Raw genomic sequence first — 24762 nt, forward strand, 5'->3', positions numbered from 1 at the left:
CCGTGAGGGTCGGATCCGCACGCTACTCCCAGGTCATGTCGATCTGGTTCTGGTAGTTGACGTACCCGCCACGCGCGAACGCCCTGGCCATCGGCACGTTGCCGACGTCGGTGCTCGCCCGGATGCGCGGAATGTCGTGGGCCGCCAGGATACGCGTCCCCTCCGCGAGAATGGGATCGATCCAGCCGTGCCCGCGATGCTCGGGCAGCACCCCGATGTACGCGAGGATCGGCCCGTAGTCGTTGCGCGCCGGGAACACGAACCCGACCGGCTCACCACCGGGCAGCGTCGCGACCCGCCACCACTCCTGCGGGCTCGAATAGCGCTCGAGCTCCCCGTGCAGGTGCTCCTCGGCCACCGCGCGCTCGCTCATGCGCGCAAGGTCCGCGCGATGGTGCGCGTCCAAGGTGCCCGCGACGGTCCGGGTCATAAGATCCAAGGCCTCGTCGGTACCGGCAAAGCTCCGGAACACGAGCCGCCCGTCATCCGGCGCGATCGCCGTGCCCGGCCGCCATTCGAGCCGCCGCCGCTCGACGAGCAGGCGGGCGCCGAGCCGCTCAAGCACGGCCATCCGGTGCGGCACCGCATCGTCGTCCCGCCAGTCCGGCGGCACGAACCGCAGGTACTCCGGCGGCGTTTTCCCTTGCGGCACAAGCACATCGAGCGCCGCGCGGACGAGCGCCTCCGCGGCGTCGTCCTGCCCGGGCGCGAAGTCGAGAAAGTCCATCAGGTACGGCTCGGCCGCCCCGGGCCGGGACCACCACCCGGCGCGGGCGACCACCGCGCCGTCACGCTCGGCGATCCAGAGCCACCCGGGCCGCCGGTTGCCGCGCACGAGATCGTCGCCGACCTCGTCGTTCAGTTCGTACGGAAACTGCAGAAAAAGCGGAAGTTCCTCAGCCCCGGCAAGCGGGCGGAAGGTGACGTGCATGTGTGGCTACTCCAATGCGAAGAGCACGGACTGCGGACATGGCCGGCGCCTCCTTCCTGGCGATCACTCGTCGCCGCTGACGTTCATATCGGTTCACTCCGCCGCCCGCAACGCCATTTTCGGCCACGGACCCACGGCGCACGCGCGCAAACGCGCACGCGCGCGGGTTCGATACGCCGTAAGATCCCGTCAATGGGCTGGGACGCACTCGCGCAGTGGGGCGAGGACGCTGCGCGCGTCGAACGGCTCTCCGGGGGCGTGGCCAACGACGTGTGGAGCGTGCGCGTCGACGGCCGGCTGTGCGTCGCTCGCCTGGGGACCAGGAGCGACGCGGACCTCGCCTGGGAGACCGAGCTCCTCGTGTACCTCGATCGCGAGGGCCTGACCGTACCGGCGCCGATCCCCACCAAGGACGGCCGGCGGTTCGTCGACGGCCTGGTCGTGATGACCTACGTGGAGGGCGGCCCGCCGGAGACGAAGGACGACTGGCGCCGCGCGGCCGCCGCGCTGCGCGAGGTGCATCGCCTCACGCGGGACTGGCCGCAGCGCCCCGGCTGGCGATCGTCGGCCGACCTCCTGCACGCCGAGACCGGAACCAGGGTCGACCTGCGAAGGATGCCGCAGGAGGGCGTCGCACGGTGCCGGGCGGCGTGGGCACGCCTCGCCGGGCGGCCGGCCTGTGTCGTGCACGGCGACGCGAACAACCTCGGCAACGTCCGCGTCACCGCCGACCGGGTCGGGCTGATCGACTGGGACGAGTCACACGTCGACGTTCCCGAGCTCGACCTGGTGCTGCCCGGCAACGCCGCCGGACTCGACGACGACGCCTACGACGTTGCCGCCCAGGCGTCGGCGGCGTGGGAGGCCGCCGTCTGCTGGGACGACGACTTCTCCAGGAAACGGCTCGCCGAGGTCCGGCCGATCTGACCACCGACACGCATCACCGAGCGCGTCGATGCGCGCATCACCGAGCGCCGCGTTCGCGCATCACCGAGCGGCCGAATTCCGCAGCAGGTCGAGCATCGCGTCGACCGAGCCCGCCGGATCCGTGATGGGGAACTGCACCGCCCGCACCACCCCGCCCGGATCGAGCAGCAGCGTCAGGCGCTTGAACCGATCCGTACCGGCGACCCGGAACGTGGGCAGCCGCAGCGTCCCCGCCAGCCGGGTGTCCTGATCGGACAGGAGCGGAAACGGCAACCGCGCATGCTCCGCGAACGCCCGCAGCTGGTCCGGCCGCTGCGTGCTCACCCCGCGAACGCGCGCGCCGAGGGCGCGGAACGCCGGCTCGCGCTGCGCGTATGTGAGCGATTCGAGCGTGCAGCCGGTGGCGCCCGGAATGTCGCCCCAGCCCTCCGGGTAGCCTCCGGCACCCGGTGCGAAGGCGCCGGGGAAACAGTACAAAACCGTCCAGTCCTGGTTCGTCATCCCGGGCACGGTCCGGCCCTCGAGCGCGTGGACCCGCCTGGCCTCGGCCTCCGTGCCGATGGCGTCCAGTGAGCCGTCGCCCATCACGTGCCGCGAGCCCCAGTCCTGCAGCGCGACGAGCACGGGCAGCAGGCCCTCGCCCTTGGCCGTGAGGACGTAGTCGTGCCGCGGGGGATGTTGCGAGTACGGCCGCCGCTCCAGAACGCCGTGCTCGACCAGCGTGCCGAGCCGCTCGGTCAGGGCGCGCCGGCTGACGCCGAGGGCGCGGGTGAGCGCGTCGAAGCGCGTGGTGCCACCGGCGATGTCGCGAACGATCAGAAACGTCCACCAGTCGCCCATGACGCCGAGGGCCTGCGCGATCCCGCAGTCCGCATCGGCCAGTTCTTCGTGGCGCACCCATGCATTATAGTGAGTTCCAATCTGGAACGGACTCGCCATCGGCGAACGGGGGTGCGAGATGTTCTGGCGCTGGTGGTCGGCGTTCGCGGCCAGCTCGGCCGGCTCCGCGATCAGTGCGGTCGCGCTGCCGCTGACGGCCCTGACCGTGCTCGATGCGAGCCCGGTCGAGATGGGCCTGGTCGCGGCCGCCGGCTACGCGGCGTGGCTGCTGATCGGCATGCCCGCGGGCGTGCTCGTGCAGCGGCTGCCGTTGCGCGAGACGCAGATCGTCATGGACGTCGTGCGCGCGGTGGCGATCGTGTCCATTCCGGTCGCGTGGTACCTCGATGTGCTCACGATCGCGCAACTCATCGTCGTCGCGCTGCTCGTGAGCCTGGCCACGGTCGTGTTCGGGGTGGCCACCGCGACCTTCCTGCCCGCGATCGTCCCCCGCGAACAGCTGCAGGCGCGCAACTCGCTCAACTCGGCCACCGACGCCGTCGTCCAGCTGGGCGGGCCGTCGGCGGGCGGCCTGCTCGTACAGTCGATCGGCCCGGTGTTCACCCTGTTCGCCGACGCCGTGAGCTATCTCGTCTCGGCGGTGCTCACGCGCACCCTGCCGCCGCGGCGCACCCCCGCGCCGGAGTCCTGGCCGCCGACGCGCCGCATGATCGCCGAGGGCTGGCGCTTCGTGGCCCGCCACCCGGTCATGGGCCCCGGCATGTGGACCGCGACGGCCGTCAACTTCGTGTGCGGCGCGCAGCTGGCCCTGTTCCCGCTCTACCTCGTCCGCGACCTGCACACCCCGCCGGGCCTCGTCGGGTTCCTGCTCGCGGCCGAGGGCGCCGGCTCGCTGGTCGGCGCCGCGCTCGCCGCCCGGTTCAACAACGGCCGCGCCCTCATCGCCGCGTCCCTGGTGGCCGTTCTAGGAGCGGCAACCATCCCCATCGGTACCGGTTATGCCTCCTACGCCACCTTCACGCTCGGCAACGTCGTCTTCGCGGCCGGCGTGTGCGTTCTGAGCGTCACCACGCGCACCTATCGACAGCTGGCGACCCCGCCGTCACTGCTGCCAAGGGTCGCCGCGACCGTTCGTTTCGTGTCGTGGGGCGCCATCCCGGTCGGCGGCGTCCTGGCCGGCTTCCTCGCGGACTTCGCCGGTGCGCGCACAGCCCTGGCGGTGTTCGCCGCGGCCACGGTACTGGCCCCGCTCGCCCTGTTGAGCAGTGCGCGCATCCGCTCAGCTGGTCTGAATGCGCACGACGACCTCGGCGTCGGTGACCTTCTGCACGGAGATGTCGAACCCCTGCGCCTGCGTGCTCCCGTCGACGGGCACACTGACGACGGTCCCGGCGACGTCGAGCTTGACCTGCCCGTTCTCGACCCCGACCAGCTTGACGTCGACCCCGAGCACCGAGGACTCGGCCTCGACCCCGCGGTCGAACGTGACGGTACAGGCGTCGGTGGTGCAGTCGACGTTGTCCGAACTGCAGGCGGAGAGCCCGCCGATCCCGATCACAATGGCGGCAGTGGCCACGGCAAACCTACGAGCCAGCGTCGTAGTCAGAGTCGTCATGCGAACCGAGTCTAGCGACGCCCGGCAAACGGACCCCTAATCCCGGCCCCTCACGCGGCTCCGCATTGCCTTGACGACGAGCCACGCCAGGCCGAGCAGCAGCATCGCACCGCCGACGCGCACCACCACGTGCTCCACCTCACCCCGGAGGAGCGAGGTGCTCACGAACGCCCCACCGAGCACGAGCACCACCACGGTCACGGCGACATAGACCACCGCGGTGAGCACCGGACGCCGACGGGCCATGGCAGGACGGTACCAGCGCCGACGCGTGCCGCTCCACGACGGTGTCCGGGAACAGCCGGAATCCCTCGCCCGAACGGCTGCATTGTCTCCGGGTCGGGCCCGCCCGTGCCCTGCTCACGATCCGGGCCGGGCATGGCGTGCAGGTTCAGGTGCGGGGCCCGGACGCCGTGACGTACCTCCGGCAGATCGTCGAGGAAGTGCGCTACTGCGTCGAGCGGTTCTGGCCGGGCCCTCGTCCCGCTCGACCGCTCATTCCGGCGTCCACAGTGGACCACGACCAGGATGCGCCTCACGTTGTACTGCGAGCACGCCCTCCAACCCGTCCACGTCCTGCGGGCGCGCGCCGACGCCGGTGTCTACGACGTCGAGGTGCCGGGGGAATGGTGGACCCGCGCCGTCCCGCTGCTCAAGCTGACGTCGGTCCTGCTCAAGCCGCTCGTCGGGGTCGGCCTGGCGGACCTCAAGCTCAACCTCGACGACACCCAGTGGAAAGCGGTCGAGGAGCAGGTGGCCCTGGCCAACGAAACCCTGAAGCTCGCCGCCGACGCCGCGGGTCAGTTCACCGCCGACGAGCACACCGGCGGCGAGGAAGGGCAGCAGCCGGTCTTCGCCGAGGGTGCCACGCTGAGAACCCTCCACGCGATGCTGCGCGAGCAGGACATCACCCTCGCCGATCTGCGCAAGGTGGTCCGACCCGACGGCCGCATCCTGTGGGTGCACCAGCAGTTCGTCCAGATCTACGACCGGGGTCTACCCACGATCCCCTGACGCCGCTGAACCGGTGGGCGGCGGCGTGCGTGGGACCGGGGTAGGGCGACACCATCGGTTCAGACGGGGGCCGATGACGCCGCGCCGATGTAGGCCAGGGCGAATCCTGCTGTCGGCACCCCGAACAGCACCGGCAGCAGGGCCTCTCTCATGACGGCCGGTACGGCGGGGCGACGCCCCAGCCCCAGTGCGGGACCGGCGCCGCGTGTGGCGGTTGGGCGCCCGGCTGCGAGTTGCTCACGGCCAGCCGGGTGCCCCACTCCAGGTAGCCCACGAACGCGGCCCGGAACTCGGGGTCCGTGGGCAGGCCGGCCTCGTCGGCGGCGTCCATCATGAGCTCCAGCCAGCGCCGCCGCTGGGGCTCGGTGATCGCGCGGCCCAGGTGTTTGCCCAGCATGTGCGGGTAGCCGCCGCGCTGGTCGGAACCGCGGGTGTTCCTCGTGCATGTGGGCGAAGACTGGGCGCAGGACCTCGTCGGCCTGGACCGTGCGGTAGAAGACGTCGGTGAGGTGCTCGAACGCCGCCTGGTCGGAATACCGTTGTCGCTGGACGTCATCGACCTGGGCACCGACCCGCCGCACGTGGAGTTCGCGCTCACCGAGGAGGGCCGCAGCCTCGCCCCGGTCCTGCAGGCACTCTACGACTGGGGCACCGCGCGCGCCGAGCGAACGGGCGCGGCCATCACGGCCTAAGCCTCGGCGCGCAGCAGACGCGCAAGGTCGGCGAGCGAGTCGAGGCGGATGTCCGCGTCCAGGCCGCGCAGGGCGGCGACCGTGCACCCGGCGGCGCGGCCGGCGTCGATGCCCGGCTGGGAGTCCTCGACCACCAGGCAGTCGCCCGGCTTGACGCCGAGGCGGGCGGCGGCCACGAGGTACGGGTCCGGGTGCGGCTTGCCCCGCGGCGTCTCCTCGACCGTGACCAGCAGCGGCGGCGTGATGCCGGCCGCGCCCAGGCGGGCCGCCGCGAGCTGCTTGTCGGCGCTGGTGACCACGGCCCAGGGCAGGCCGAGCTCGCGCATGGCCGCGAGCAGCTCGTCGGTGCCGGGGGTGGGGACGACGTCGTGCAGGTCGGCGTACTGCAGCTCCATCTGCCGCAGCGCCGCCCGCTCCGCCGCCGGGGGGTCGAGGTCGGGGCGCACGGCGCGGATCGTGGTCAGCGCCGGGTTGCCGTGCATGCGGGGCAGGATGTCCTCGACGCCGACGCCCGCCTCGCCGGCCCACGTGATCCAGGCGCGCTCGACGGCGGCGTCGGAGTCGACGAGGGTGCCGTCCATGTCGAGCAGTACCGCCGCGAAACGTCCCATTGCCGCCCCTCCATGATTTAACTCGCTGTTCGAGTATATTCGACGCATGCGCAATGCCCTAGGGATGCTGCGGTTCGCACATGCGCATCCGGGCGTGACCCGGGCGGAAGCGGCTGCGCGTCTGGGCATGTCGAGCGGTTCCGCGACCGAGATCATGGGGCGGTTGCGCGCGGCCGGACTGCTCGCCGAGGTCGCGGCGCCGAGCGGCGGGCGGGGGCGGCCGACGACGGTGCTCGTACCGCATCCTTCGGGGCCGCTCGTGGCCGTCGTCGAGCTGACGCATGCCGCCTGGCGGGTCACGACCGCGGCGATCGGCGGCGAGCTGGCGCCTGCGCCGCCGCACCGCCACTCGGGTGCGCCGGAAACCGTCCTGCGCGACATCGCCGCGGCGTTGCGCGCTCTGCCGCGCGATCGGCTCGCCGCGGTGGCCGTCTCCGTTCCGGCGACGGTGCGCGGCACGACCGTCGTGCAGGCGGCGACGCTCAAGTGGCGCGACGTCGACCTGTCGGTGCTCGGTCTCGGGCTGCCGCTGACCGTCGGCAACGACGCGGCCCTGGCCGGCGTGGCCGAGGCCCTGCGCGGAGCCGCGCGCGGGCACGCGGTCGCGCTGCACCTCACGGTCGAGGTCGGCGTCGGCGGGGTGGTGCTCATCGACGGCGCGCCGGCCCCGGGAGCGGCCGAATTCGGGCATGTGCCGTTCGGCGATCCGGCGCTGGCGTGTCCATGTGGCGCGTACGGCTGCTGGGACGTGACCGTGGACGGGCGGGCGATGGCGCGTTCACTCGATCGGCCACCGCCCGCCGACCCCCGGCTGTTCGCCGACGAGGTGCTCGCCGCCGCCCGATCCGGGGCTCCGGCCGCTCACGCCGCCGCCGCGTCCGCCGCCGCCGCGCTCGGGCGGGGCGTCGGGGCGCTGCTGAACGCCCTCGACCCGGCGGTGGTGACGCTCGGCGGGCTGGGCGCGGACCTGCTCAAATACCCAAGCTTCTCGGAAGCCGTGCGGCGAGCGGCCATGTCGTGGCGCCGCGCCGAACTCCCGCCGATCCTGCCCGCGGCGCTGGGCTCGGACGGTCCGGCCGTCGGCGCCGCCGAGTCCGCGTTCGCCGGGATTCTGGAGGACCTCGTCGCGCGCCGGTAAACAGTTACGCGACGGCGAGTTGCGCGTCGGTCAGGTGCACGTACGCGACGATCTGCGCATCGCGCGGCAGGTCCTGCAGATGCACGGACACGCCCGTGTGACCGGCGTTCACGACTTGGTCGCCGCCGATGTACAACTCGACATGTCCGCCGTTGTTCGTGAAGACCAGGTCGCCGGGGACCAGGCGGTCGCGGGTGACGCGCTCGCCCACCTTGATCTGGTCGTAGGTGACGCGGGGCAGGCGCACGCCGGCCGCCGACCAGGCCATCATGACCAGACCGGAGCAGTCGAACGTGTCCGGGCCCTCGGTGGCGAACTTGTACGGCTTGCCGACCTGCGCCCTGGCGTACCCGATGGCGGTGGCCGTCTTGCGCGCCCGAATCGCCGCCGCGTCGTCGTGCAGCACGAGCGTCTGGCCGATCCGGATGAGCGTGGACGTGCCGAGATTGTTCAGCCGCTGCAGGTCCTCGACCGTCGTGCCGTTGCGGTGCGCGAGCCCCCAGAGCGTGTCGCCGGGCCGCACCACGATCGTCTGCGGTGCGTCGGCTGCGAACGCCTGCTGCGGTACCGCCGCCAAGGCCAGAGCCAGGAGCACCGCGCTGATCCGTCTATGTCGCATGCAGGCAACATAACGAAGAAACCTCTCGTACGTGGCAAATCGGGCATCCCGGCCGGCCGGATACTGGGGCCATGGAGATCCGCCCGAGCATGACCCGCCTGTTGCATCCGGACATTCCCGCGCGCCCAGGCGGCACGCCGGTGACCACGCCGGTCTATCAAACGAGCACATATGAACTCCCGCGAACGTCCGAGGCTGCTCAGATCGCCGAGGCGGTGGCGCCGGTCGGGTACTACACGCGGTACGGCTCCCCGAACGCCGCCGAGGCCGAGGCCATGCTCGCCGACCTCGACGGCGCCGAGCGCGCGCTGCTCGTCGGCAGCGGGATGGCCGCGGTGAGCGCCGCACTGCTGTCGAACGTGCGCGCCGGCACCCGGATCGTCGCCCAGACCAACCACTACACGGCGGCCCTGACGCTGCTCCGGGACGTGCTGCCGACCTACGGCGTGGAGGTTTCGCTGGTACCGCAGGAGGCCCTGCAGGACGCCGTCGACGACACGACCGACATCGTGTACGCCGAGACGCCGAGCAATCCGGCCATGGTGCTCACGGACCTGGCGGCCGTGCGCGATGCGGCACCGCGCGCCCTGTTCGTCGTGGACAACACCTTCGCCTCGCCGTTCAACACCCGCCCGCTCGACCTCGGCGTGGACCTGGTCGTGCAGTCGGCGACGAAGTACCTCAACGGCCACAGCGACGTCACCGCCGGCGTGCTCACCGGCCGCGGCGAGCTCATCGACCGCGCCTGGGACACCGCGCGCGTGCTCGGACCGACGTGCCATCCGTTCGAGGCCTGGCTGCTGGCGCGCGGACTGCGCACGTTCCCGCTGCGCATGGCCCGCCACAACGCCAACGGCCAGGCGGTCGCCGAGGCCCTGGCCGCGCATCCGGCGGTGACGGCGGTGCACTATCCGGGCCTGCCGAGCCACCCGCAGCACGCGCTCGCGCAACGGCAGATGGCCGGTTTCGGCGGCATGCTGTCGTTCACGGTCGCCTCGGCCGACGCCGCCATGTCGGTCCTGCGCGACACGACACTCGCGCGCAACGCCGTGAGCCTGGGCGGCACGGAAACGCTCATCACGCACCCGGTGAGCCTGCTGTTCACCCACGGCAACACGGCCGGCGGCATCGACCCGGCGATGCTCCGGCTGTCGGTGGGCCTCGAGGAGCCGGAGGACATCATCGCCGACCTGGTGGCCGCGCTCCCCTGAGGTCGGGTGGAACCGCGGCACCGCGAGCGCGACGGCGCGCCGCTACGCCCCCAGCCGCCGGGCCAGGTCGCGCAACGCGGCGGCGCGGGTGTTGTCCACCTTGGACCACTGGGCCAGGTCCCGCAGTCGTCTGGCGACGGCCGCGCGGTCCGGGGTGTGCTCGGCGAGCAGTTCGAGCACCGCCAGGTCGGGGTTGCGCACCGCCCCGGCCGCCGCCTCCAGGCTCGGCCGGGCGCCGCGGGCGAGCAGTTCGCGCGCCAATTCCAGGGTGACCGCATGCGCACCGACGCGCAGGGCGTTCGTGACCGGTACGCCGCGCGCGAGCAGCCATTGCGCGGCCCGCGCACCGCCGCGCTGGACCGCCACGTCGATCGGGGTCAGGCTCGAACCGACCTCCTCGGCGGGGTCGACGCCCAGCGCGGCGAGCCGGTCGAGCAAACGGACGTCGTCGTGCGCGGCGGCGTTGTGCAGGGCCAGGCGGCGCAGGCGCCGATCGGTGCGCACGGCGCCGGACTCGACCGCCGCGCGCCAGTCGAGCACCGCGCTCCGGACGAGCGTGCGCAGTTTGTGCGCGAGGTCGGGATGTCCGTTCGCGTCCAGGTCGTCCACGGCGTCGCGCAGGCTCTCGCCGGTGTCGGGGTCCTCGTCCGACCACGGGTCGCGTTCCAGGGCGAGCTGCGCGAACAGGTCGTCGACGCTGTCCGCGATCCGGCCGGCGCGGTCGCCAGGGCGGATCTCCCAGGCCGGGGGCAGGCCCTGCTGCCAGGCGACGATGCCGTCGCGGCCCGCGTAGACGCGGTCGAGGTACTCGAAGCCGGCGAACGGCAGCCACTCGAGCCGCTCGACGTCGCCGATCTCGCGCTCGTGGTCGATCCAGCCCCACAGGTCGCGATAGCCGTCGCTGTCCGGATGGAACAGCTCGGTGCACGACAGCGGCACGTCGACGCCGCCGAGGTCGGCGCGCAGGTCGTAGTCGAGCCGGCCGCCGAAGGAGGTGCGCCACAAGGAGACGAGCTCATGCGGTACCGGATGCGCGGTTTTGGCTTGAACCTGCGCGAGAACGGCGTCGGTGATGGGCGTTCGCGCATCGAGAATGAGCCGGCCCGCGTAGACGGCGATGCCCGCGTCGCGCGCGATGCGCAGGTCCGCGTCGGTCAACACGTTCGGAGCCTAACCGTTGTCGACCGTGGCCACCGGGGACGCGGCGAGGTTCTCCAGAACCGTGCGGAACGCCTCGGCGAGAAGGTGGATCATGCCGGTGGCCAGGGCGTCCGCGGTGCCTTCGAGGTTGTCCCAGGTGGCGGTGGCCTCCGCGCGCAGGGTGGGTGAGCCGTCGACGAGGCGCTGGCCGGTGGTGCGGACCAGGTCCTCGGCGACGATCCGTAATCGGTCGAGGACCTCGGCCAGAACCTGCAGCGACGGTACGGTGTGCACGCCCGCCCTGTTCAGTTCGACCACGGTGCGCATGAGCCGTGCGCGGACCATCTGCACGCTGCCGTCCTCCGCGTGCGCGAGTACGCCGTGCCGGGCGAGCGCCTGGACCAGGACGGGCTGTTCGCGGCCGATGCGTTGCAGCAACGTGTGCAGCCCGTCGCCGGCCGGTTCCGGGGTGCGCACGCCCAGGATGGCCTCGATGGCCACGAGGTTGTACCCCTGGCGCTGCAACGATTTGATGGCCTCGAGCCGCCGGACGTGGCTGTCGTCGTAGTACGCGGTGCGGCCGCGGCGGACCGGAGCGCCGAGCAGGTTGCGCGTCTGGTGCGCGCGAATGTTCCTCGGCGACATGCCGACCTTGGCGGCCAGCTCCTCCACCGTGTAGCGCGGACTCTCGGCCGTCATGTGCGAAGCGTAGTGTTCCACGTGCGCACCGCGACCCGGCGGTTCGTCCAGGAAAACTCTGCCATCATCGTCTATGGCCAACAGATATCGCCGTGGCTAGAGTTATGCCCTTCAATTCCAACGGTACTGCCGGAATGGTGGTGAACGCGGTGCATCCGATCTGACGACGGCCCCGGCCCGGGGCGTCGCGGAGCCGGAAGGTGCCCGCCGTGAGCAGGACCGACAAGACCCGACCCTGGTGGGTCCAGATGGCCGACGCCCCGATGCGGGCGTGCCGGCCCGTGCACGATCACCGATTTGGGCCGTGCACGCTGCCGGCCGAGATCAGCCCTGTGACCGCAGCGCTCGGCGAGAAGCGCGCGGGTTGTCATTGGGGTGGCACCGCCTCGTACTGGTTCCGCCGCTGTGAGCGTCGCGGCGCCCGCGAATGGAGCGCGTTCTGCCGTGCGGAACGCCGGCGCGAACGGCACGAGGCGCGGCGCGCACTCAGACAGTTCGGTTGAGCAGGCTGCGCCACGAGCCCATGCCGTAGTGGTCGACGTCGCCGGCCATGGACGCCGATTCGCGCAGGTGCGGGGCCGGGTCGATGCCCAGTTCGCGCGCGCGGTCGCACAGCGCCTTGAGCGCCAGCAGCTCGTCGCGGGTGTCGTCGGCCTGGTCGCGCAGGCACAGCAGGATCAGGCGCGCACGGAACTCCTCCGGGGTGCGCCAATCGCGCGGCAGCAGCACCGCCGCGCGGGCGGACGGGTCGCGGGCGAACTGCGCACGAAGCGCCGCTCGCTCGCGGTCGTCGGCCGCCGCGTAGCGCTCGATCCAGGCGAGCGGCGTGCTCATTCGGGCGGGTCCTGGCCGATCAGGCCGTCGATCGCCTCGCGCATGAGGTCGGCGTGGCCGTTGTGGCGCGCGTACTCGTCGTGCAGGTCGATCAGGATCCGGCGCAGGTTGGGGTGTTCGCCGGAGTCGTACGCCGTGTACTCCGCCGGGCGGTTCAGGGCGTCGTTCGAGGACAGGACCGCGCGCATCGCGGTGCGTGAGCGGGCGACGGACGATTGCCACAGGGAGTACAACTGCTGCGGCTGGTCGTTCCTGGCGCTCCGCCAGACCCAGTTGTGGTCCGTGAGCGCCTCCTCGGAGTCGAGGGGCGGGCCGGGCGGGCGGCCGGTGAAGTCGATCGTGTAGCGCTCCTCGACGGCCGCCAGGTGCTTGATCAGGCCGCCCAGGGTCATCGACGAGGGTGGGAACGCGCGGGTCAGGGCCTCGGCGTCCAGGCCGCCGGTCTTCCAGGCGAACGCGGCTCGGGAACGTTCGAGGGCGAACAACAGCAGCTCGGCCTCGCCGGCGTCGGGCTTGGGCTCATCCATGCGCAACACCGTAGGCGGTGTTCCGGACGATCGGCTTCCGGAACAATGAGCGCGTGGATTCGCCGGTCTCGCGTGCGCTGTTGACGCTCGAAATGGTGCAGAACGCGCCCGGAATCACCGCGGCGCGCATCAGCGAACGGCTGGGCGTGAGCGAACGCGCGGCGCGGCGGTACGTGGCCATGTTGCGCGAGGCGGGCATTCCGGTTGAGTCGGAGCGCGGACCGTACGGCGGGTACCGGGTCGGGCGCGGGCTGCGGCCGGCGCCGCTGCTGTTCACGGCGAACGAGGCGCTCGGGCTGGTCATGGCCGTGCTCGGCGGGCAGCGCGACGCCGCCGCCGACGGGGCGCTGGGCAAGCTGTTGCGCGCACTGCCGGAGCCGGTCGCCGCGCCCGCCGCGTCGGTGCTGCAGTCCGCGGCGACGCACCCGGGGCCGCCGGACCGCGCGGATCCGCACATCACCGCCGCGCTCGTGCAGGCCTGCTCGAACCGCCGGCGCATTCGCGTCGCATACCGCTCAGCGTCCGGCTCGGCGTTCGAGACGGACGTCGACCCGTGGTCGGTCGTGGTGCGCCATTCGCGCTGGTACCTCCTGTGCCGCACCCACCCCGCCCGCGCCCGCCGCGCGTACCGCGTCGACCGCATCGGCGCGGTCACCGTCCTCGACACCGTGTTCACCCCGCCGGGCGACCTCGATCCGGTGACGGCGCTCGAGGAGCAGCTCGCCACCGGGTGGGAGTTCGCGGTCGAAGTGCTCGTGGAGGCGCCGCTCGCGGAGGTCGAAGCGCGCATGCCGCGCTCACTCGGCCGGCTGGAGGCGGCGGGCCCGCGACGGTGCCGGCTGCTCGCCTCGACCGGCGATCCCCTCTGGTACGTCCAGCAGCTCGCCGCCTTCCCCGTGCCCATCCGCATCGTGGGCGGGGCCGAGCTCCGGGAGGCCGCGGCGACCGTCGGCAAGCGGCTGTCCGCAGCGGCTTCCTAGCGCGGCCGGCGCTCAGCTGCGCGGGCCCGCGTGGCCGGCGAGGCAGCGCCAGCCGTGGCCCGGTTCGCGCAGCCAGGTCTGGGTCAGCCGGAGCCGGAACGTCTCGGCCGGCCCGCTCCCCCGGCGTACGACGTCGACCGCGACCGCCGTCAGAACCGCCACCGCGTCCGTGGCCACCGCGACGTCCACGTCCTCGAGGGTCTGGCTCAGCCAGGTCAGCTCGCCCGCCGTGTTGCCGGCCAGGTAGGCGGCGCGATCCAGGACCCGGCCGTCGTAGGTGGTCCAGCGCAGGCGCGGGTGCAGCAGCGCCTCCAGCGCGCCGCGGTCCCGGGCGGCCAGGGCGGCGGCGCGCGCGGTCGCGGCCGCCACGACCTCGTCGTGGGTGCTCACATTTCCAGGTCGATGCCCTGGCGCACGTGCGGGCTGTGCGCGGCCGCGGCGGCGAAGGCCTGGACCTCGGCGTTGTCGTCGTGGGTCATCGGGAGCCGGGCGCCGCGCCAGCCGCACTCGCAGCGGGCCTGGTAGAAGTCCTGCTCGCCGGCCGAGGTGAGGCAGACCGACGCGCGGTGGCGCAGTTCGACCGTGTACCGGCCGGCCAGCCACAGCGCCGCGACCCCCGTCGCGGCGAGGGTCAGGCCGGCGAGGGTCCCGCACACCGCCATCGCCACGGCCGGCGGGAACGGCTCGTTGTCGCCGAACTGCAGCCCGAACGCGGCGGCGCAGAACGCGACGAGCCCCACGGGGAGGCGCCGGACGAGCATCGGGCGGGTGCGCAGGTACGGGGCGAGCAGCGCGCCGGCGGCGACTCCTCCGGCCACATAACCGTACAAAAGCGAAGAGCCGTCGGAAAGCCACAGTCCGCGCAGGAAGGCGGCCGCGGCGGCGGGCGGCAGGAGTGCGAGGAGCACGACCGAGTACTCCGAGGGGCGGATCTCGTCCACGCATCGATGATGGCAAAGGGGTGCTACACGGGGTGGGCCTGCGCCCGCAGGACCGATCCGAGGTGGTCGGCCGCGCCGCACAGGGCCTGGATGGCGTCGTCCGCGACGGGGCCCGCCGCGGGCGGGGCGGCGAGCAGTTCGGCGAGGACGCCGAGCGTGGTGGCCACGGCGTCGGCGACCGGGTCGGGGCGGCGGCCGCGCTGCCGGGCCACGGTGTGCTGGACCCAGGCCAGGCGGGCCGTCTGCAGCCGCTCCACCCCGGCGTCGCCGGCCGCGGCGCGGTCCGCCGCCCAGTGCAGGTCGGCGCGGTCCTCCACGTCGAGGGCGGCGAGCGTCTCCAGCGCCTCCTGCCGGTCGACCAGGGCCGCGGTGATGTGCGCGAGGAGATGTGCGCGGCGCCGATCGGGGTCGAGGTCCTGCATGATGTACAGCGGATCCCCGGGAATGCCGAGCACGCCCATGGCGCGCAGCAGGTCGTCGGTGCCGGGCAGATCGTCCATGTGCGCACCCTAGACCGGGACGTGCGGCGCAGGCTGTGACGAATCCGGCAGGCGTAAAAGGTAGGGCCGGTAGGGCGCGGCGGCGGTACCGATTGGTTGCCCTTAGGCTTTGTCGAATTCGCGGCGGCGGATCATCCGGCGACCCGATACATTCCCGTGCATAGGAGGTGGGCACGGTGTCACAGAGTGCGGACGGGGAAGACAACTTAGGCCGGCGCAACGCCTGGCTGTACTACCTGCTGGTCGGGGGTATCGCCATCGTTCTCGTGCCGGTCAACGTGGCCTTGCACGACCAGCTCTGGCCGCAACTGCTGGCTCTCGTCCTGCTTCTGGTCTCGATCGGCGGACTCGTGTACAGCGGCCGCCGGCACAAACCCCGCACGTTCTGGATCCGCCCGGGCGAGTTCGTGGCGCCGCCGTCGTACTTCCGGCTCGCCGTCAACGCCGCCGGCATGCCGCCGATCGTGGGCCTGCTGTGCGGGACGATCTACGACGACGATGACTGGGGCGTGTTCACCTGGATGGTGTTCGCGGTGACGCTGGGCTTCGTCTACCTCGCCGGCTACTACCTCACCGAGCTCATCCGGGGCACCGGGCGCCTGATCCTGCGCCCCGACGGTCTGACGGTCGTCGATGCCACCACCACCCATGACGTACCGTGGGCAGCCATCATGTCCGGCCCCCTCCCCACCGTCTTCGGCGTGGGCCGGCTGGGCATCCTCTGGCCGGAACTCGTCACCAGCCGCGGCGTCGGGCGCAAGAAGAACCTGCAGCGGGTGCAGTTGCAGCTCCAGGCGAGCGCGGTGCACCGCGAGTTCCTGCACGACGCGGTCAACCACTACCTCAACCACCCCGAGGACCGCCTGACCATCGGCACGGCCGCGGGCCTGGAGCACCTGATCGAGGTCTCGCCGGCGTAGGCCCTTCCCGCCTCGGCGTTGCCGGGCGGCGGTCAGCGCTGCTGGCCGCCGCTCGGGACGGCGGTGAACTGCGCGGCGGCGGCCAGAACGGCGGCTTTGCGGGCGTTGAGCGAGGCGAGGTCGGCGACCCGCAGGCGCCCGTCGGCGAGGCGGCGGCCCTGCCAGAACGGCTCGTCCGCGACCGTGACGCCCGCGCGAAGCTTGACGAGCAGCGTCGGGCGGAAGTCGACCCCGCGGCGGCGCACCTCGGCCAGGGCCACCTTCTCCCACAGCAGCACGTGCTGCCGGCCCGCGATGTGGACCGCGAGTCCGGCGTCGCTGAGCAGCATCGCGTTGACCTGCGTGCCCATGGTGCCCAGGCGGACGACGGTCGTCAGGACGTACACGGCGCCGTACGCCCAGATCGGCCCGGCGAGGAACCAGGGCGCGACCTCGCTGTCGGTGATCCCGAAGAGCAGCCCGCCCCCGAGCGTGCCGGCGACGAAGAACACCGCGCCGAGGAGCAACCGCAGCGCGGTGCGGGCGGTCATCGACCCGCGCGTGGTGACGAACTCGGCCGGCCGCCGCATCGACACGTCGTGCCACTGCGGCCACACCGGCGTGACCGGCGCCTGCACCGTGGGCGGGTCCGGCAGCGGCATGGGCGTACCCGGCCCCATCGCCGGCGCGGGCACCGGACTCACGGGCACCGCACTCATCGGCGCACCCGTCGGCGGCTGAGCGAACGGCGCGGGGCTGATCGGAACGGACGGTTGCGGCTGCGCGATCGGCACGCCCGGCGCCGGCGAGACCGGGATGCCCGAAGGTGGCGTGAACTGTCCACCGGGCGTGACCGGAATGCCTGATGGCGGCGTGAACTGCACGCCCGGCGTGGCCTGGAAGCCCGAAGGCGAAGTCGGGTCGGCGGCGGGAGCGTCGACGAGCAGGGCGCCTTCCGCGACGACCATTTCGGGCTGATCCAGTACCGTCGGCGCGATCGTCGTCGCCCGGTGCAGTTCGGTCGCGATGAGGGGCATCCGGGTCGAGCCGCCGACCAGGAACAGGCCGGCGATGGCGGCGCGGGGGACGCGCGCCGCTTTCATCGTCGCGGTGGTGACGTTGACCGTCTGCGCGACCAGGTTGAGCGCCTTGCCCTCCAGCTCGCCGCGCGTCACGTGCAGGTCGCGGTCGACGATCGGCACGATGATGGCGGCCGACGACTCGCGGGACAGCCGCTCCTTGAGCATTCGCGCATCGTCGCGCAACTGGCGGGCGGCGCGGCGGTCGGCGAGGGACTGCGGTGCGACCAGGCGCGACCACTGGTCCGGCGCGCCCGGCCCGACGACGGCGCCGATCAGCTGGACCACCAGGTCGTCGACGTCCACGCCGCCGACGTCGTCGAGGCCGCGGTACGCCAGGGTCTCGAACCCGCCGCCCGCGCGCCGGATGACGGAGGCGTCGAAGGTGCCGGCGCCGAGGTCGTACACGACGACGCAGCCGCCCTCGGCCACCCCGTGCCCGAGCACCCGGGTGAAGTAGGTGCCGGCGGCGACCGGCTCGGGCACCAGGCGCGGCAGCGGCAGGCCCGCGACCCGGGCCGCGTCGAGGAGGACCTGGCGCCGGGCGGAGCCCCACTCGGCCGGGTGGGTCATGACGAGTTCGGCGACGCCGCCCCCGGCCACGTTGTGCGACTCCTGCGCGACCCGCGCGAGGGTCGCCGCGACAACGTGCACGAGCGGAACCGATGCGCCGCCGAGCAGCAGGTCGATCTCGTCGACGTGCCGCTTGGGATTGGGTTCGAACCGGGTGGGATCGAGCCGCGCGCTGTGCACCGCGTCGCGGCCGGTGGACAGCCGGCCCTCGGGCGTCGCGTACACGGCGGACGGCAGCAGCGGCGACCCGTCGAACAGCAGCGGCCGCGTCCTCCCGTCGGGCCACCGCAGGACGGCGACGGTGTTGGAGGTGCCGTAGTCGACCGACAGCGCGTACGAGGTCACGCCTCGGAAACGTAGATTGCGATCAGCCGGAGCGCATCCCGCATTCGGCCGCACTTGAGCAGCCGTCGCACACCGGACACAAGCGTGGCCGCACTTGCGCGGCCGCGCACACCGGACAGCTGCGCGACTAAGCGGCCATGCCCAGCGAGCGCAGGTGGCGGGCCTCCCGGGCGGAGCGGGCCAGGGCCTGCGTCGTGCGCGGGCCGGCCACACCGTCGGGTTCCAGGCCGGCGCGGGTCTGGAAGCGGCGCAGCGCGTGCGGCACCTCGGCCTCGAAGGCGCCCGGACGGACCAGGCCCAGCTCGGCGAGCAGCGCGCGGACCTCGCGCGGGTCGGCGGGCGGCACGGCCTCGTCGGTGGCGTTGACGGTGCCGGCCAGCGCGGCCCCCACGACGGTGAAGATGCGGCGAACGGTCATGCTTCGAGTGTGCGCCGGTCAGGCCTGCGTGACCTCCGGGACAACCCTGTCAACCGACCCTGAAATCGGGTGCCGGAGGTACCGGCCGCACGGCACCGAAGTACCGGTCGCGCGGTACCAGGGTGCCGAAGCCTCAGAGGTCGAGGGCCGCGCGGACCGGGTCGTGGTTCCAGCGGGCCGGGAAGGCCTCGCGCAGGGTCCAGCCGGCCCGCAGCAGGGCCCGCTGCCGTTCCAGGTGCGCCGCGTTGCCGGAAGGGTGCGGTTCGCAGACGTAGCCGATGCCGTCCACCACGAGGTCGACGGTCCAGGTGCCGACGCGGTACCCGGTGTGCACCTCGCGGCCGGTCGGCACGAGCTCGGCGGCCAGGCGGGCGGCCCACGGTACCGGAGCGGGGTCTTCGGCTTTGAGGGACTTCGGCGCCTCGGCGTGGGCCAGGAAGTCGGCGATCAGGCCGGTGCCGGACGTGAGCGAGGTGACCACGATCAGGCGGCGGCGGGCCCGGGTGGTCATGACGTTGAAGAGGTTCGGCTCGGCGGCGAAGCGCTGGCGGGCCGGAGTGTCCCCGTCGACCAGGCCGAGCGAGACGATCACGGTGTCGGCCTCGCCGCCCTGGAAGGCGTGGACGGTGCCGGAGCGCAGGCCGAGGCGCTCGATGTCCTCGGCGGTGAACTCGGCCAGCAGCGCCGATTCGATGGCGTCCGCCTGGGCGCGGAACGGGGTGACGATGCCGATGCTCGAGGTGCCCGATGAGCGTACGAGCTGCACGACCGTGTCCACTTCGGCCTTGTTGACGCCGTCGTGGACGGTGGCGCCGGGGACGCGGACGACGTCGATGGCGTCCATGCGCTCGGCCTCGGGTGTCCGGGTCATGAGCGTCAGCCGGCCGTCGTAGAAGCGGCGGGCGGCGAAGGCGATCAGGTGGGGCGCGCAGCGGTAGTGCTCGCCGAGCCAGGTGACCGGGGCGGCGCCGACCGCCACGTCGTACGCGCTCGAGCGGCGCACGTCGATCCGGTCCGGCAGGCCGTGGCGGGCCAGGGTCGCGGCCACGTCGACATCGGCCACGAACGACACGAAGCGCAGCTGGCTGGGGTCGCCGGCGACGAGCGCGCGGCGGGCCCGGGCGAGCACCGGCGCGGCGCGGATCTGGTCGATGTGCGCCGCCTCGTCCAGGATGACCAGGTCGAACAGGCCGGGCACGGGCGGCAGCAGGTCCTCGACGTCGGCGACGGTGCCGACCCACAGCGGCAGCGCCCGCACCAGGGCCGGGCCGTCCAGCGCGGCCAGGGCCTCCCGGCGGCGGTTGCGCCCGGCGCGCAGGGCGGTGCCGAGCTCGGCCGCGCTCCCCCGGGCCGACTTGCTCCACCGCTCGGCGGCGGCCGCGGCATCGCGCATCGCCGCGCCGATCGTCTCGCGCAGCCGCGCATCGGCGGTGAGCAGCGCCGGCCAGACCGCGGACAGGTCGGTGCCGCCGTTCACCGCGAGCGTCGCCGCGGCCCGGTCGGCCTCGACCGCGTCGAGCAGGGCGGGCAGCCGATCGGAGCCGACGCCCGCGAGCCGCCGGATGCGCCACTCGCGCAGGAAACGCGCATCGAGGAGGTTCCGCGCCTTCGGTACCGGGAAATCGCTCGCGAACACGCGTGGCGCCTCGGCCCGCAGCCCGGCCAGCAGCGGCTCCCACACGGTCATCGAGGCCGCCTTGCGCTCCAGGTCGAGTGCGGCCCCGATGGAGCGTTCCAGCTGCGCGACCGCGTCCGCGGCGGCGCGTATCTCGCCCCGGCGCGCATCGAGCTGCTTCGCGGCGACGCCCTCGGGCCGCCCGGACGAGAGCGACAGCGCGAACCGGTCGCGGCGCTCGGCGTCGCCGAACAGCACCGGTTCGGCGCCCGGGAACCGGCCGAGGAGCCCGGCGAGCACCTCGGCGGCGTGGCTGGCCTGGGTCGCGACGAGCACCGACCCGCCCCGGTACACGGTGTCGAGAGCGGCCGCCACCACCGCGTGGCTCTTGCCGTTCCCGGGCGGTCCGGACACGACGACGATCCGCTCCCGCCGCACCCGCCGCACGACCTCCGACTGCGCGGCGTTGAGCGGCAGCGGCGATCGCACAACCTCGTCAGCGTCCAGAGGAGCAGCGACCGGAGCCCCGTACACCTCCGCCAGCGCGGTCGCTTCGAGTCCCGCCCGCGCCGACCAGGCCCGCAACGTGTCCCGCAGGCCCGGCGTGGCCACATCTCGGGCGACATAGAGCCCCGCGCGCGCCCATCCGAGCAGTTCGCGCGATCCCGGCGCACCCGAGGACACGATCCGATCGGGCTTGAAGCCGGCGGCGCTCGCGGCGGTCTCAACCCATGCGTTGGTACCGACCGTGCCCAGCCAAGCCGCCGCCCCGATCCCGGGCGCCGACTCGAGGACCGCCGCCAGCTCGCGATCCTGCACCAGCGGCGTGACCTCCAGGTCCCCGGCGGGCGCGACCCGGTAGCCGCGCAGCCGCCCGCCGGACCCCTCCAGCCGGACCGGCTCGTACAGCAACGGCAGCCTGATCGCCCGCGCGGCCCCGTCGACCTCGGTGGTGCCGAGCAGCCAGGCCCAGCCCCGCCGCAGGATGCGCTCCTCGCGGTGCAGCTGATCCAGCGCGGCCAGCCGCTGCGCCTGCTTCCCCGCCGGCACCCGGTCCGGGTCGTCGAGCCAGAGCGGCGGCGGCGCCCCCTTGCCGACGTCGAGCACGCGGTCCCTGCCTGCCGGCGCGAGGTCGGCGAGCGCGGCAAGGACGCGGCTGGGCTCCATAGGTGCCCGATTCTTTCACGGTGTGGAGTAGAGGTTCACGCGCGTGTTGACCATCTTCGCCGGTACGAACGCGTTGATCGCCGACAGCGCCGCCCGGGTCCGCACCGGCAGCCCCCGCCGGACCGACCAGTCCGGCCGGGTCAGCGTGTACGTTTCGCGCAGCGTCAGGCCCACGTCCCACCGCTCCGGCTCGCGCGGATCGTCGCACGCCCAGACCAGGTCGGCTGCCATGCGCTGCAACGGCCCGCGCGGCCGCGACACGATCCACGAGCCGTAGGTGTCCAGGGCCAGACGGCAGCCCTGGAAGCCGCGCGCGATCCGGGTCAGCGCCCCGCGCACCTCAGCGGGTTGCAGGTACACCAGCACACCCTCGGCGAGCAGGAAGTACGGCCCGGGCCCGGCCTCCGTCACCGCCGGGATCCACGCCGTGTCGAGCAGCGAGCCCGTGACGGTCGTGCGCCGCTCGGTGTCCGGCAGCAGCGAACGCCGAAACCCGGCGGCGTCCGGCAGGTCCACGAACACCCAGTGCGCGGTGCCGTTGTCCAGCCGATCGGCCCGCGTGCTCAGGCCGGCGCCGAGTTCGACCACCGTCCCGTTCGGACATTCGGCCAGAAACTGCCGGGTCCACTCGTCGTACGAGGACGATCGCAGCACGTGGAACAGCGCCGTCAGGCCCGCGTGCCGCTCGAAGATCCCGAAGTCGTACTCGATCGCATCGACGAGGCGCCGCGCCGTTTCGTCGCCCAGCGTCGCGCGCGCGTGCAGGGTGATGAGCATCGTCTGCTGTACCGCACCGAGATCCGCAACCCGCTTCTGCACAGCCATGGCGTGCAGCCTAGAGGCGGCCGATAACAGAAAGCGTTGGTGGCGTACGTCGCTTTTTGTCGGTTGAGTTGGGTTTATGTCAGCTGTCGGATTGACACCGGCCGGGGCCGACCATACGGTTCGAGCCACCATGACGCACCTCGGCGGATCATCGAAGCTGCTCAGGGCCATGAACGACGCGGCCGCCCTGAGTCACGTGCTGGAACGCGGGCCGTTGACCCGCGGGGAGCTGCGCGACCTCACCGGGCTGTCCAAGCCGACGATCTCCGAGGCGCTGCGGCGGCTGACGGAGGCGCGGCTGGTGAGCGTCGTCGGCTACGTCAGCGCCGGGCCGGGGCCGAACGCCGAGGTCTACGCCGTGAACCCGGACGCCGCCTACGCGGTGGCGCTGTCGGTGCGCGACCAGAAGGACCGCGGCACGCCGACCGTGACGGCGGCGGTGACCGATCTGGCCGGCACGGTGCGCGGGCGGCTGGAGTCGACCGTCGACTTCGCCAGCACCGACACCGTGGCCGCCGTGGCCGACACCGTGGACGAGGTGTGCAAGGAGGCCGGGATCGCGCGCGAACCGGTCGCGCACGTGCAGATCGCGGTCGCCGGGTCGTACGACCAGCGCGGGGACGTCCTGCACCACGTCGAGGTGCCGGGGTGGGGGCGGCCGGGACTGGTCGAGGACCTGCGGCGGCGGCTCGGGGTGCCGGTGGGCGTGGACAACGACGTGAACCTGGCCGCGGTCGCCGAGCGGGCGCACGGGGCGGGCCGCGACGCGGAGAGCTTCGCGCTGCTGTGGCTGGGCGAGGCCGGGCTGGGGCTCGCGATCGACCTCGGCGGGACGCTGCTGCGGGGGGCGCGGGGCGGGGCGGGCGAGATCGGGTACATGCCGATCGGCTCCGGCACCAACTTCCAGAGGCTCGTCGGCGGGCTCGCGGTGCTCGACCTGGCCGCGGAGCAGGGGTTCGCCGCGCCGACGGCGGCGGGGAGCATCGCCGCGGTGATGGCCCGGGCGGCGGAGGACGACGCGGCCGCCCTGAAGGTCGTCAGCACCCTCGCCGGCCGGATCGCGATCGGCCTGTCGGCCGTCGTCGCGGTGCTCGATCCGCCACTGGTCGTGATCGGCGGCGAGGTCGGCCAGGCGGGCGGCGAACTGCTCGGCACCGCCGTGGCCGCCGCGCTGGCCGAGGCCGCGCCGCTGGACACCACGATCGCCACCACCCAGGTCCAGGACGACGCCGCCCTGCTGGGAGCGCAGGAGGCCGGCCGGGCGTCCGTACGCGAGACGCTCCTGGCCGACCTCAGCCGTCCCTGAAGGACTAGTCGTCTTCGGTCTTCTTGGTGCGCCGCTTACGGGTGGCGCGCTTGCGGGGCTTCGGCGCGCCGGACGCCAGCTTGGTGTAGGTCAGCATGTTGGCCAGCCCGATGCCGACCGCGGCGAACAGCACCTGGATCGCGAGCTCCCACCAGCTCCACTGGATCTTCCACACCTTCACGACGGCCTTGTCGTCCAGGTTGACCAGCTCGGCCACCAGCGTGCCCAGCAGCGCGGCGCCGACGCCGATCAGGAACGTGATGAACACGCCGATCGACTGGCGGCCGGGAAGCACGAGCCGCCCGAGGACGCCGATGACCAGGCCGATCGGAATCGCCACCCAGAAGTCGTTGATATGCATGTGGTTCCGAGCTCCCCTCGCGTCCGTCGACACGGGACCGTACACGATCGCTTCGATACCCCTCGCTGCGGTCCGCGCAAACACCTCGGCAAGGGCCCCCATCACCTGAAAAGCACGGTTGCCCCCGGGACAACCGCGAGGGACGGTGGAATCACCAAAGGGGGTGCGTCATGCTGCTGGAACACAGTCCGATCGTGGTCGGCGTGGACGGTTCGGCCGCCTCGCTGGGCGCCGTGCGCTGGGCCGCCGACGAGGCCGCCCGCCAGCAACGGGCTCTGCGGATCGTGCACGCGCTGTCGTGGGAGGGCCCGGCCGACGGGCAGGGGCTCGTCCTGGACGCCGCGGCCGAGGCGAAATCGTGGCAGCCGGGGATCGCCGTGGAGACCATGACCCGGGGCGGCGCGCCGGCGTACGTGCTGCGGGAGCAGTCGCGCACGGCCGCCCTCGTGGTCATCGGCGGCAGCGTCCACGACGGCGGGGTCCTGGACGCGTCCATCGGGGCGCATCTGTCGGGTTTCGCCCACTGCCCGGTCCTGGTCATCAACAACGGCTGGCGCTGGGCCGATCCGCTCGCCGCGCTGCCGGCCAGCGCCCCGGTCGTCGTCGGGGTGGACGGCTCGCCGTCGAGTCAGCGGGCGCTCGCCTTCGGGTACGGCGAGGCCGCCTCCCGCCGGGTGCCGCTCGTCGCCGTGCACGCGGGCCGCGACCGGCGGCACGAGGCGGTCGCGGCCGAGATGGAGCCGTGGCTGCGAAGGCACCCGGAGGTCGAGACGCGCTTCGACAGCCGGGACTCCGGGGTGCTGGAGACCCTGACCGACGCCGCCCGCAACGCGCTGATGCTGGTGGTGGGGGCGCACCGGGTCGGCTGGTACGAGCAGCCCCGCCCGAATCCCGTCACGCAACTGGTGGTGCATCACGCCGCGTCGCCGGTACTGATAACCAGAAGCGTGTGATC

General features: G+C 72.9%; 28 protein-coding genes and 1 pseudogene. 11 read left to right on the forward strand and 18 right to left on the reverse strand.

What is annotated here, in order from left to right:
• Window positions 1-22: 22 nt before the first annotated feature.
• Window positions 23-931: a GNAT family N-acetyltransferase gene (locus tag ACQPZ4_RS32180; protein ID WP_433043815.1), complete on the reverse strand. Its 909-nt coding sequence runs from the start codon at window positions 929-931 to the stop codon at window positions 23-25.
• Window positions 932-1123: 192 nt separating this feature from the next.
• Between ACQPZ4_RS32180 and ACQPZ4_RS32185 the strand changes: the two genes are divergently transcribed.
• The gene (locus ACQPZ4_RS32185; RefSeq protein WP_433043818.1) at window positions 1124-1858 is read left to right on the forward strand and encodes a phosphotransferase enzyme family protein; all 735 of its coding nucleotides are present in this window, start codon (window positions 1124-1126) and stop codon (window positions 1856-1858) included.
• Between the two features lie 60 nt (window positions 1859-1918).
• Here the strand turns inward: ACQPZ4_RS32185 and ACQPZ4_RS32190 are convergent, their stop codons facing one another.
• Entirely contained in the window at window positions 1919-2698 is a 780-nt protein-coding gene (locus ACQPZ4_RS32190; RefSeq protein WP_433066743.1) for a winged helix-turn-helix transcriptional regulator, read from the reverse strand.
• Between the two features lie 118 nt (window positions 2699-2816).
• Between ACQPZ4_RS32190 and ACQPZ4_RS32195 the strand changes: the two are divergent.
• Window positions 2817-3965, forward strand: a pseudogene (locus ACQPZ4_RS32195) (MFS transporter); the annotation flags it as partial.
• A 384-nt stretch (window positions 3966-4349) separates the two neighbouring features.
• Here the strand turns inward: ACQPZ4_RS32195 and ACQPZ4_RS32200 are convergent.
• Window positions 4350-4559, reverse strand: coding sequence for a hypothetical protein (locus tag ACQPZ4_RS32200; protein ID WP_433043821.1), 210 nt, complete (start codon window positions 4557-4559; stop codon window positions 4350-4352).
• A gap of 282 nt (window positions 4560-4841) precedes the next feature.
• Here ACQPZ4_RS32200 and ACQPZ4_RS32205 point away from each other — a divergent pair, with 282 nt between their 5' ends.
• On the forward strand, window positions 4842-5327 hold the full coding sequence (locus ACQPZ4_RS32205) for a hypothetical protein (protein WP_433043824.1): 486 nt from the start codon (window positions 4842-4844) through the stop codon (window positions 5325-5327).
• Window positions 5328-5475: 148 nt separating this feature from the next.
• On the opposite strand, the gene ACQPZ4_RS32210 is transcribed toward ACQPZ4_RS32205, so the two are convergent.
• Window positions 5476-5724: a hypothetical protein gene (locus ACQPZ4_RS32210; RefSeq protein WP_433043827.1), complete on the reverse strand. Its 249-nt coding sequence runs from the start codon at window positions 5722-5724 to the stop codon at window positions 5476-5478.
• 43 nt (window positions 5725-5767) lie between these two features.
• On the opposite strand from ACQPZ4_RS32210, the gene ACQPZ4_RS32215 reads away from it, so the two are divergent.
• Window positions 5768-6019 carry a winged helix-turn-helix transcriptional regulator gene (locus tag ACQPZ4_RS32215; RefSeq protein ID WP_433043829.1) on the forward strand — a complete coding sequence of 84 codons (252 nt, stop codon included), beginning with the start codon at window positions 5768-5770 and terminating at the stop codon, window positions 6017-6019.
• Here the strand turns inward: ACQPZ4_RS32215 and ACQPZ4_RS32220 are convergent.
• Complete coding sequence (locus ACQPZ4_RS32220; RefSeq protein WP_433043832.1) at window positions 6016-6630, reverse strand: HAD family hydrolase; 615 nt, start codon at window positions 6628-6630, stop codon at window positions 6016-6018. The genes ACQPZ4_RS32215 and ACQPZ4_RS32220 overlap by 4 nt on opposite strands.
• 46 nt (window positions 6631-6676) lie before the next feature.
• Here ACQPZ4_RS32220 and ACQPZ4_RS32225 point away from each other — a divergent pair, with 46 nt between their 5' ends.
• The gene (locus ACQPZ4_RS32225; RefSeq protein WP_433043835.1) at window positions 6677-7768 is read left to right on the forward strand and encodes an ROK family transcriptional regulator; all 1092 of its coding nucleotides are present in this window, start codon (window positions 6677-6679) and stop codon (window positions 7766-7768) included.
• A 4-nt stretch (window positions 7769-7772) separates the two neighbouring features.
• Here ACQPZ4_RS32225 and ACQPZ4_RS32230 read toward each other — a convergent pair whose 3' ends face one another.
• Window positions 7773-8387, reverse strand: a complete 615-nt coding sequence (locus tag ACQPZ4_RS32230; RefSeq protein ID WP_433043838.1) for an NlpC/P60 family protein — start codon at window positions 8385-8387, stop codon at window positions 7773-7775.
• A 71-nt stretch (window positions 8388-8458) separates the two neighbouring features.
• Between ACQPZ4_RS32230 and ACQPZ4_RS32235 the strand changes: the two genes are divergently transcribed.
• Window positions 8459-9598: a trans-sulfuration enzyme family protein gene (locus ACQPZ4_RS32235; protein WP_433043841.1), complete on the forward strand. Its 1140-nt coding sequence runs from the start codon at window positions 8459-8461 to the stop codon at window positions 9596-9598.
• Window positions 9599-9640: 42 nt separating this feature from the next.
• On the opposite strand, the gene ACQPZ4_RS32240 is transcribed toward ACQPZ4_RS32235, so the two are convergent.
• Together ACQPZ4_RS32240 and ACQPZ4_RS32245 are read right to left on the reverse strand one after the other, a co-directional pair.
• Window positions 9641-10759, reverse strand: coding sequence for an ankyrin repeat domain-containing protein (locus ACQPZ4_RS32240; protein ID WP_433043844.1), 1119 nt, complete (start codon window positions 10757-10759; stop codon window positions 9641-9643).
• Window positions 10760-10768: 9 nt separating this feature from the next.
• Complete coding sequence (locus tag ACQPZ4_RS32245) at window positions 10769-11437, reverse strand: MerR family transcriptional regulator (protein WP_433043847.1); 669 nt, start codon at window positions 11435-11437, stop codon at window positions 10769-10771.
• Window positions 11438-11646: 209 nt separating this feature from the next.
• Here ACQPZ4_RS32245 and ACQPZ4_RS32250 point away from each other — a divergent pair, with 209 nt between their 5' ends.
• Window positions 11647-11940, forward strand: coding sequence for a hypothetical protein (locus ACQPZ4_RS32250; RefSeq protein ID WP_433043850.1), 294 nt, complete (start codon window positions 11647-11649; stop codon window positions 11938-11940).
• Here ACQPZ4_RS32250 and ACQPZ4_RS32255 read toward each other — a convergent pair.
• Together ACQPZ4_RS32255 and ACQPZ4_RS32260 are read right to left on the reverse strand one after the other, a co-directional pair.
• Window positions 11924-12271, reverse strand: coding sequence for a hypothetical protein (locus ACQPZ4_RS32255; RefSeq protein WP_433043853.1), 348 nt, complete (start codon window positions 12269-12271; stop codon window positions 11924-11926). The two genes, ACQPZ4_RS32250 and ACQPZ4_RS32255, sit on opposite strands and share 17 nt — an antisense overlap.
• Window positions 12268-12798: a DUF664 domain-containing protein gene (locus tag ACQPZ4_RS32260; protein ID WP_433043856.1), complete on the reverse strand. Its 531-nt coding sequence runs from the start codon at window positions 12796-12798 to the stop codon at window positions 12268-12270. Before ACQPZ4_RS32260 ends, ACQPZ4_RS32255 begins: the two co-directional genes overlap by 4 nt.
• A 53-nt stretch (window positions 12799-12851) precedes the next feature.
• On the opposite strand from ACQPZ4_RS32260, the gene ACQPZ4_RS32265 reads away from it, so the two are divergent.
• The gene (locus ACQPZ4_RS32265) at window positions 12852-13778 is read left to right on the forward strand and encodes a helix-turn-helix transcriptional regulator (protein ID WP_433043859.1); all 927 of its coding nucleotides are present in this window, start codon (window positions 12852-12854) and stop codon (window positions 13776-13778) included.
• Between the two features lie 12 nt (window positions 13779-13790).
• Here the strand turns inward: ACQPZ4_RS32265 and ACQPZ4_RS32270 are convergent, their stop codons facing one another.
• From ACQPZ4_RS32270 to ACQPZ4_RS32280, 3 genes are read right to left on the reverse strand one after another with little or no spacing between them, the layout of a single operon-like run.
• The gene (locus ACQPZ4_RS32270; protein ID WP_433043862.1) at window positions 13791-14168 is read right to left on the reverse strand and encodes a nuclear transport factor 2 family protein; all 378 of its coding nucleotides are present in this window, start codon (window positions 14166-14168) and stop codon (window positions 13791-13793) included.
• A complete protein-coding gene (locus ACQPZ4_RS32275; RefSeq protein WP_433043865.1) occupies window positions 14165-14719 on the reverse strand; it encodes a hypothetical protein in 555 nt (184 codons plus the stop codon). The genes ACQPZ4_RS32270 and ACQPZ4_RS32275 overlap by 4 nt, the downstream gene beginning before the upstream one ends.
• Window positions 14720-14742: 23 nt before the next feature.
• Window positions 14743-15219: a hypothetical protein gene (locus ACQPZ4_RS32280; protein WP_433043868.1), complete on the reverse strand. Its 477-nt coding sequence runs from the start codon at window positions 15217-15219 to the stop codon at window positions 14743-14745.
• Between the two features lie 176 nt (window positions 15220-15395).
• Between ACQPZ4_RS32280 and ACQPZ4_RS32285 the strand changes: the two genes are divergently transcribed.
• Window positions 15396-16139: a hypothetical protein gene (locus tag ACQPZ4_RS32285; RefSeq protein WP_433043871.1), complete on the forward strand. Its 744-nt coding sequence runs from the start codon at window positions 15396-15398 to the stop codon at window positions 16137-16139.
• Window positions 16140-16171: 32 nt separating this feature from the next.
• On the opposite strand, the gene ACQPZ4_RS32290 is transcribed toward ACQPZ4_RS32285, so the two are convergent.
• From ACQPZ4_RS32290 to ACQPZ4_RS32305, 4 genes are all read right to left on the reverse strand, one after another.
• Window positions 16172-18115, reverse strand: a complete 1944-nt coding sequence (locus ACQPZ4_RS32290; protein WP_433043874.1) for an Hsp70 family protein — start codon at window positions 18113-18115, stop codon at window positions 16172-16174.
• Window positions 18116-18242: 127 nt separating this feature from the next.
• Window positions 18243-18533 carry a peptidoglycan-binding protein gene (locus tag ACQPZ4_RS32295; RefSeq protein WP_433043877.1) on the reverse strand — a complete coding sequence of 97 codons (291 nt, stop codon included), beginning with the start codon at window positions 18531-18533 and terminating at the stop codon, window positions 18243-18245.
• Between the two features lie 133 nt (window positions 18534-18666).
• Entirely contained in the window at window positions 18667-21315 is a 2649-nt protein-coding gene (locus ACQPZ4_RS32300; RefSeq protein WP_433043880.1) for a DEAD/DEAH box helicase, read from the reverse strand.
• Window positions 21316-21330: 15 nt separating this feature from the next.
• The gene (locus ACQPZ4_RS32305) at window positions 21331-22140 is read right to left on the reverse strand and encodes a class I SAM-dependent methyltransferase (RefSeq protein ID WP_433043883.1); all 810 of its coding nucleotides are present in this window, start codon (window positions 22138-22140) and stop codon (window positions 21331-21333) included.
• A gap of 130 nt (window positions 22141-22270) precedes the next feature.
• On the opposite strand from ACQPZ4_RS32305, the gene ACQPZ4_RS32310 reads away from it, so the two are divergent.
• Window positions 22271-23446, forward strand: a complete 1176-nt coding sequence (locus ACQPZ4_RS32310) for an ROK family protein (protein WP_433043885.1) — start codon at window positions 22271-22273, stop codon at window positions 23444-23446.
• 4 nt (window positions 23447-23450) lie between these two features.
• On the opposite strand, the gene ACQPZ4_RS32315 is transcribed toward ACQPZ4_RS32310, so the two are convergent.
• Entirely contained in the window at window positions 23451-23807 is a 357-nt protein-coding gene (locus tag ACQPZ4_RS32315) for a hypothetical protein (protein WP_433043887.1), read from the reverse strand.
• Window positions 23808-23977: 170 nt separating this feature from the next.
• Here ACQPZ4_RS32315 and ACQPZ4_RS32320 point away from each other — a divergent pair, with 170 nt between their 5' ends.
• Window positions 23978-24760: a universal stress protein gene (locus tag ACQPZ4_RS32320; RefSeq protein ID WP_433043890.1), complete on the forward strand. Its 783-nt coding sequence runs from the start codon at window positions 23978-23980 to the stop codon at window positions 24758-24760.
• The last annotated feature ends 2 nt before the right edge of the window (window positions 24761-24762 follow it).

Source organism: Dactylosporangium sp. CS-033363, assembly GCF_050942475.1.
Classification (GTDB): Bacteria; Actinomycetota; Actinomycetes; order Mycobacteriales; family Micromonosporaceae; genus Dactylosporangium.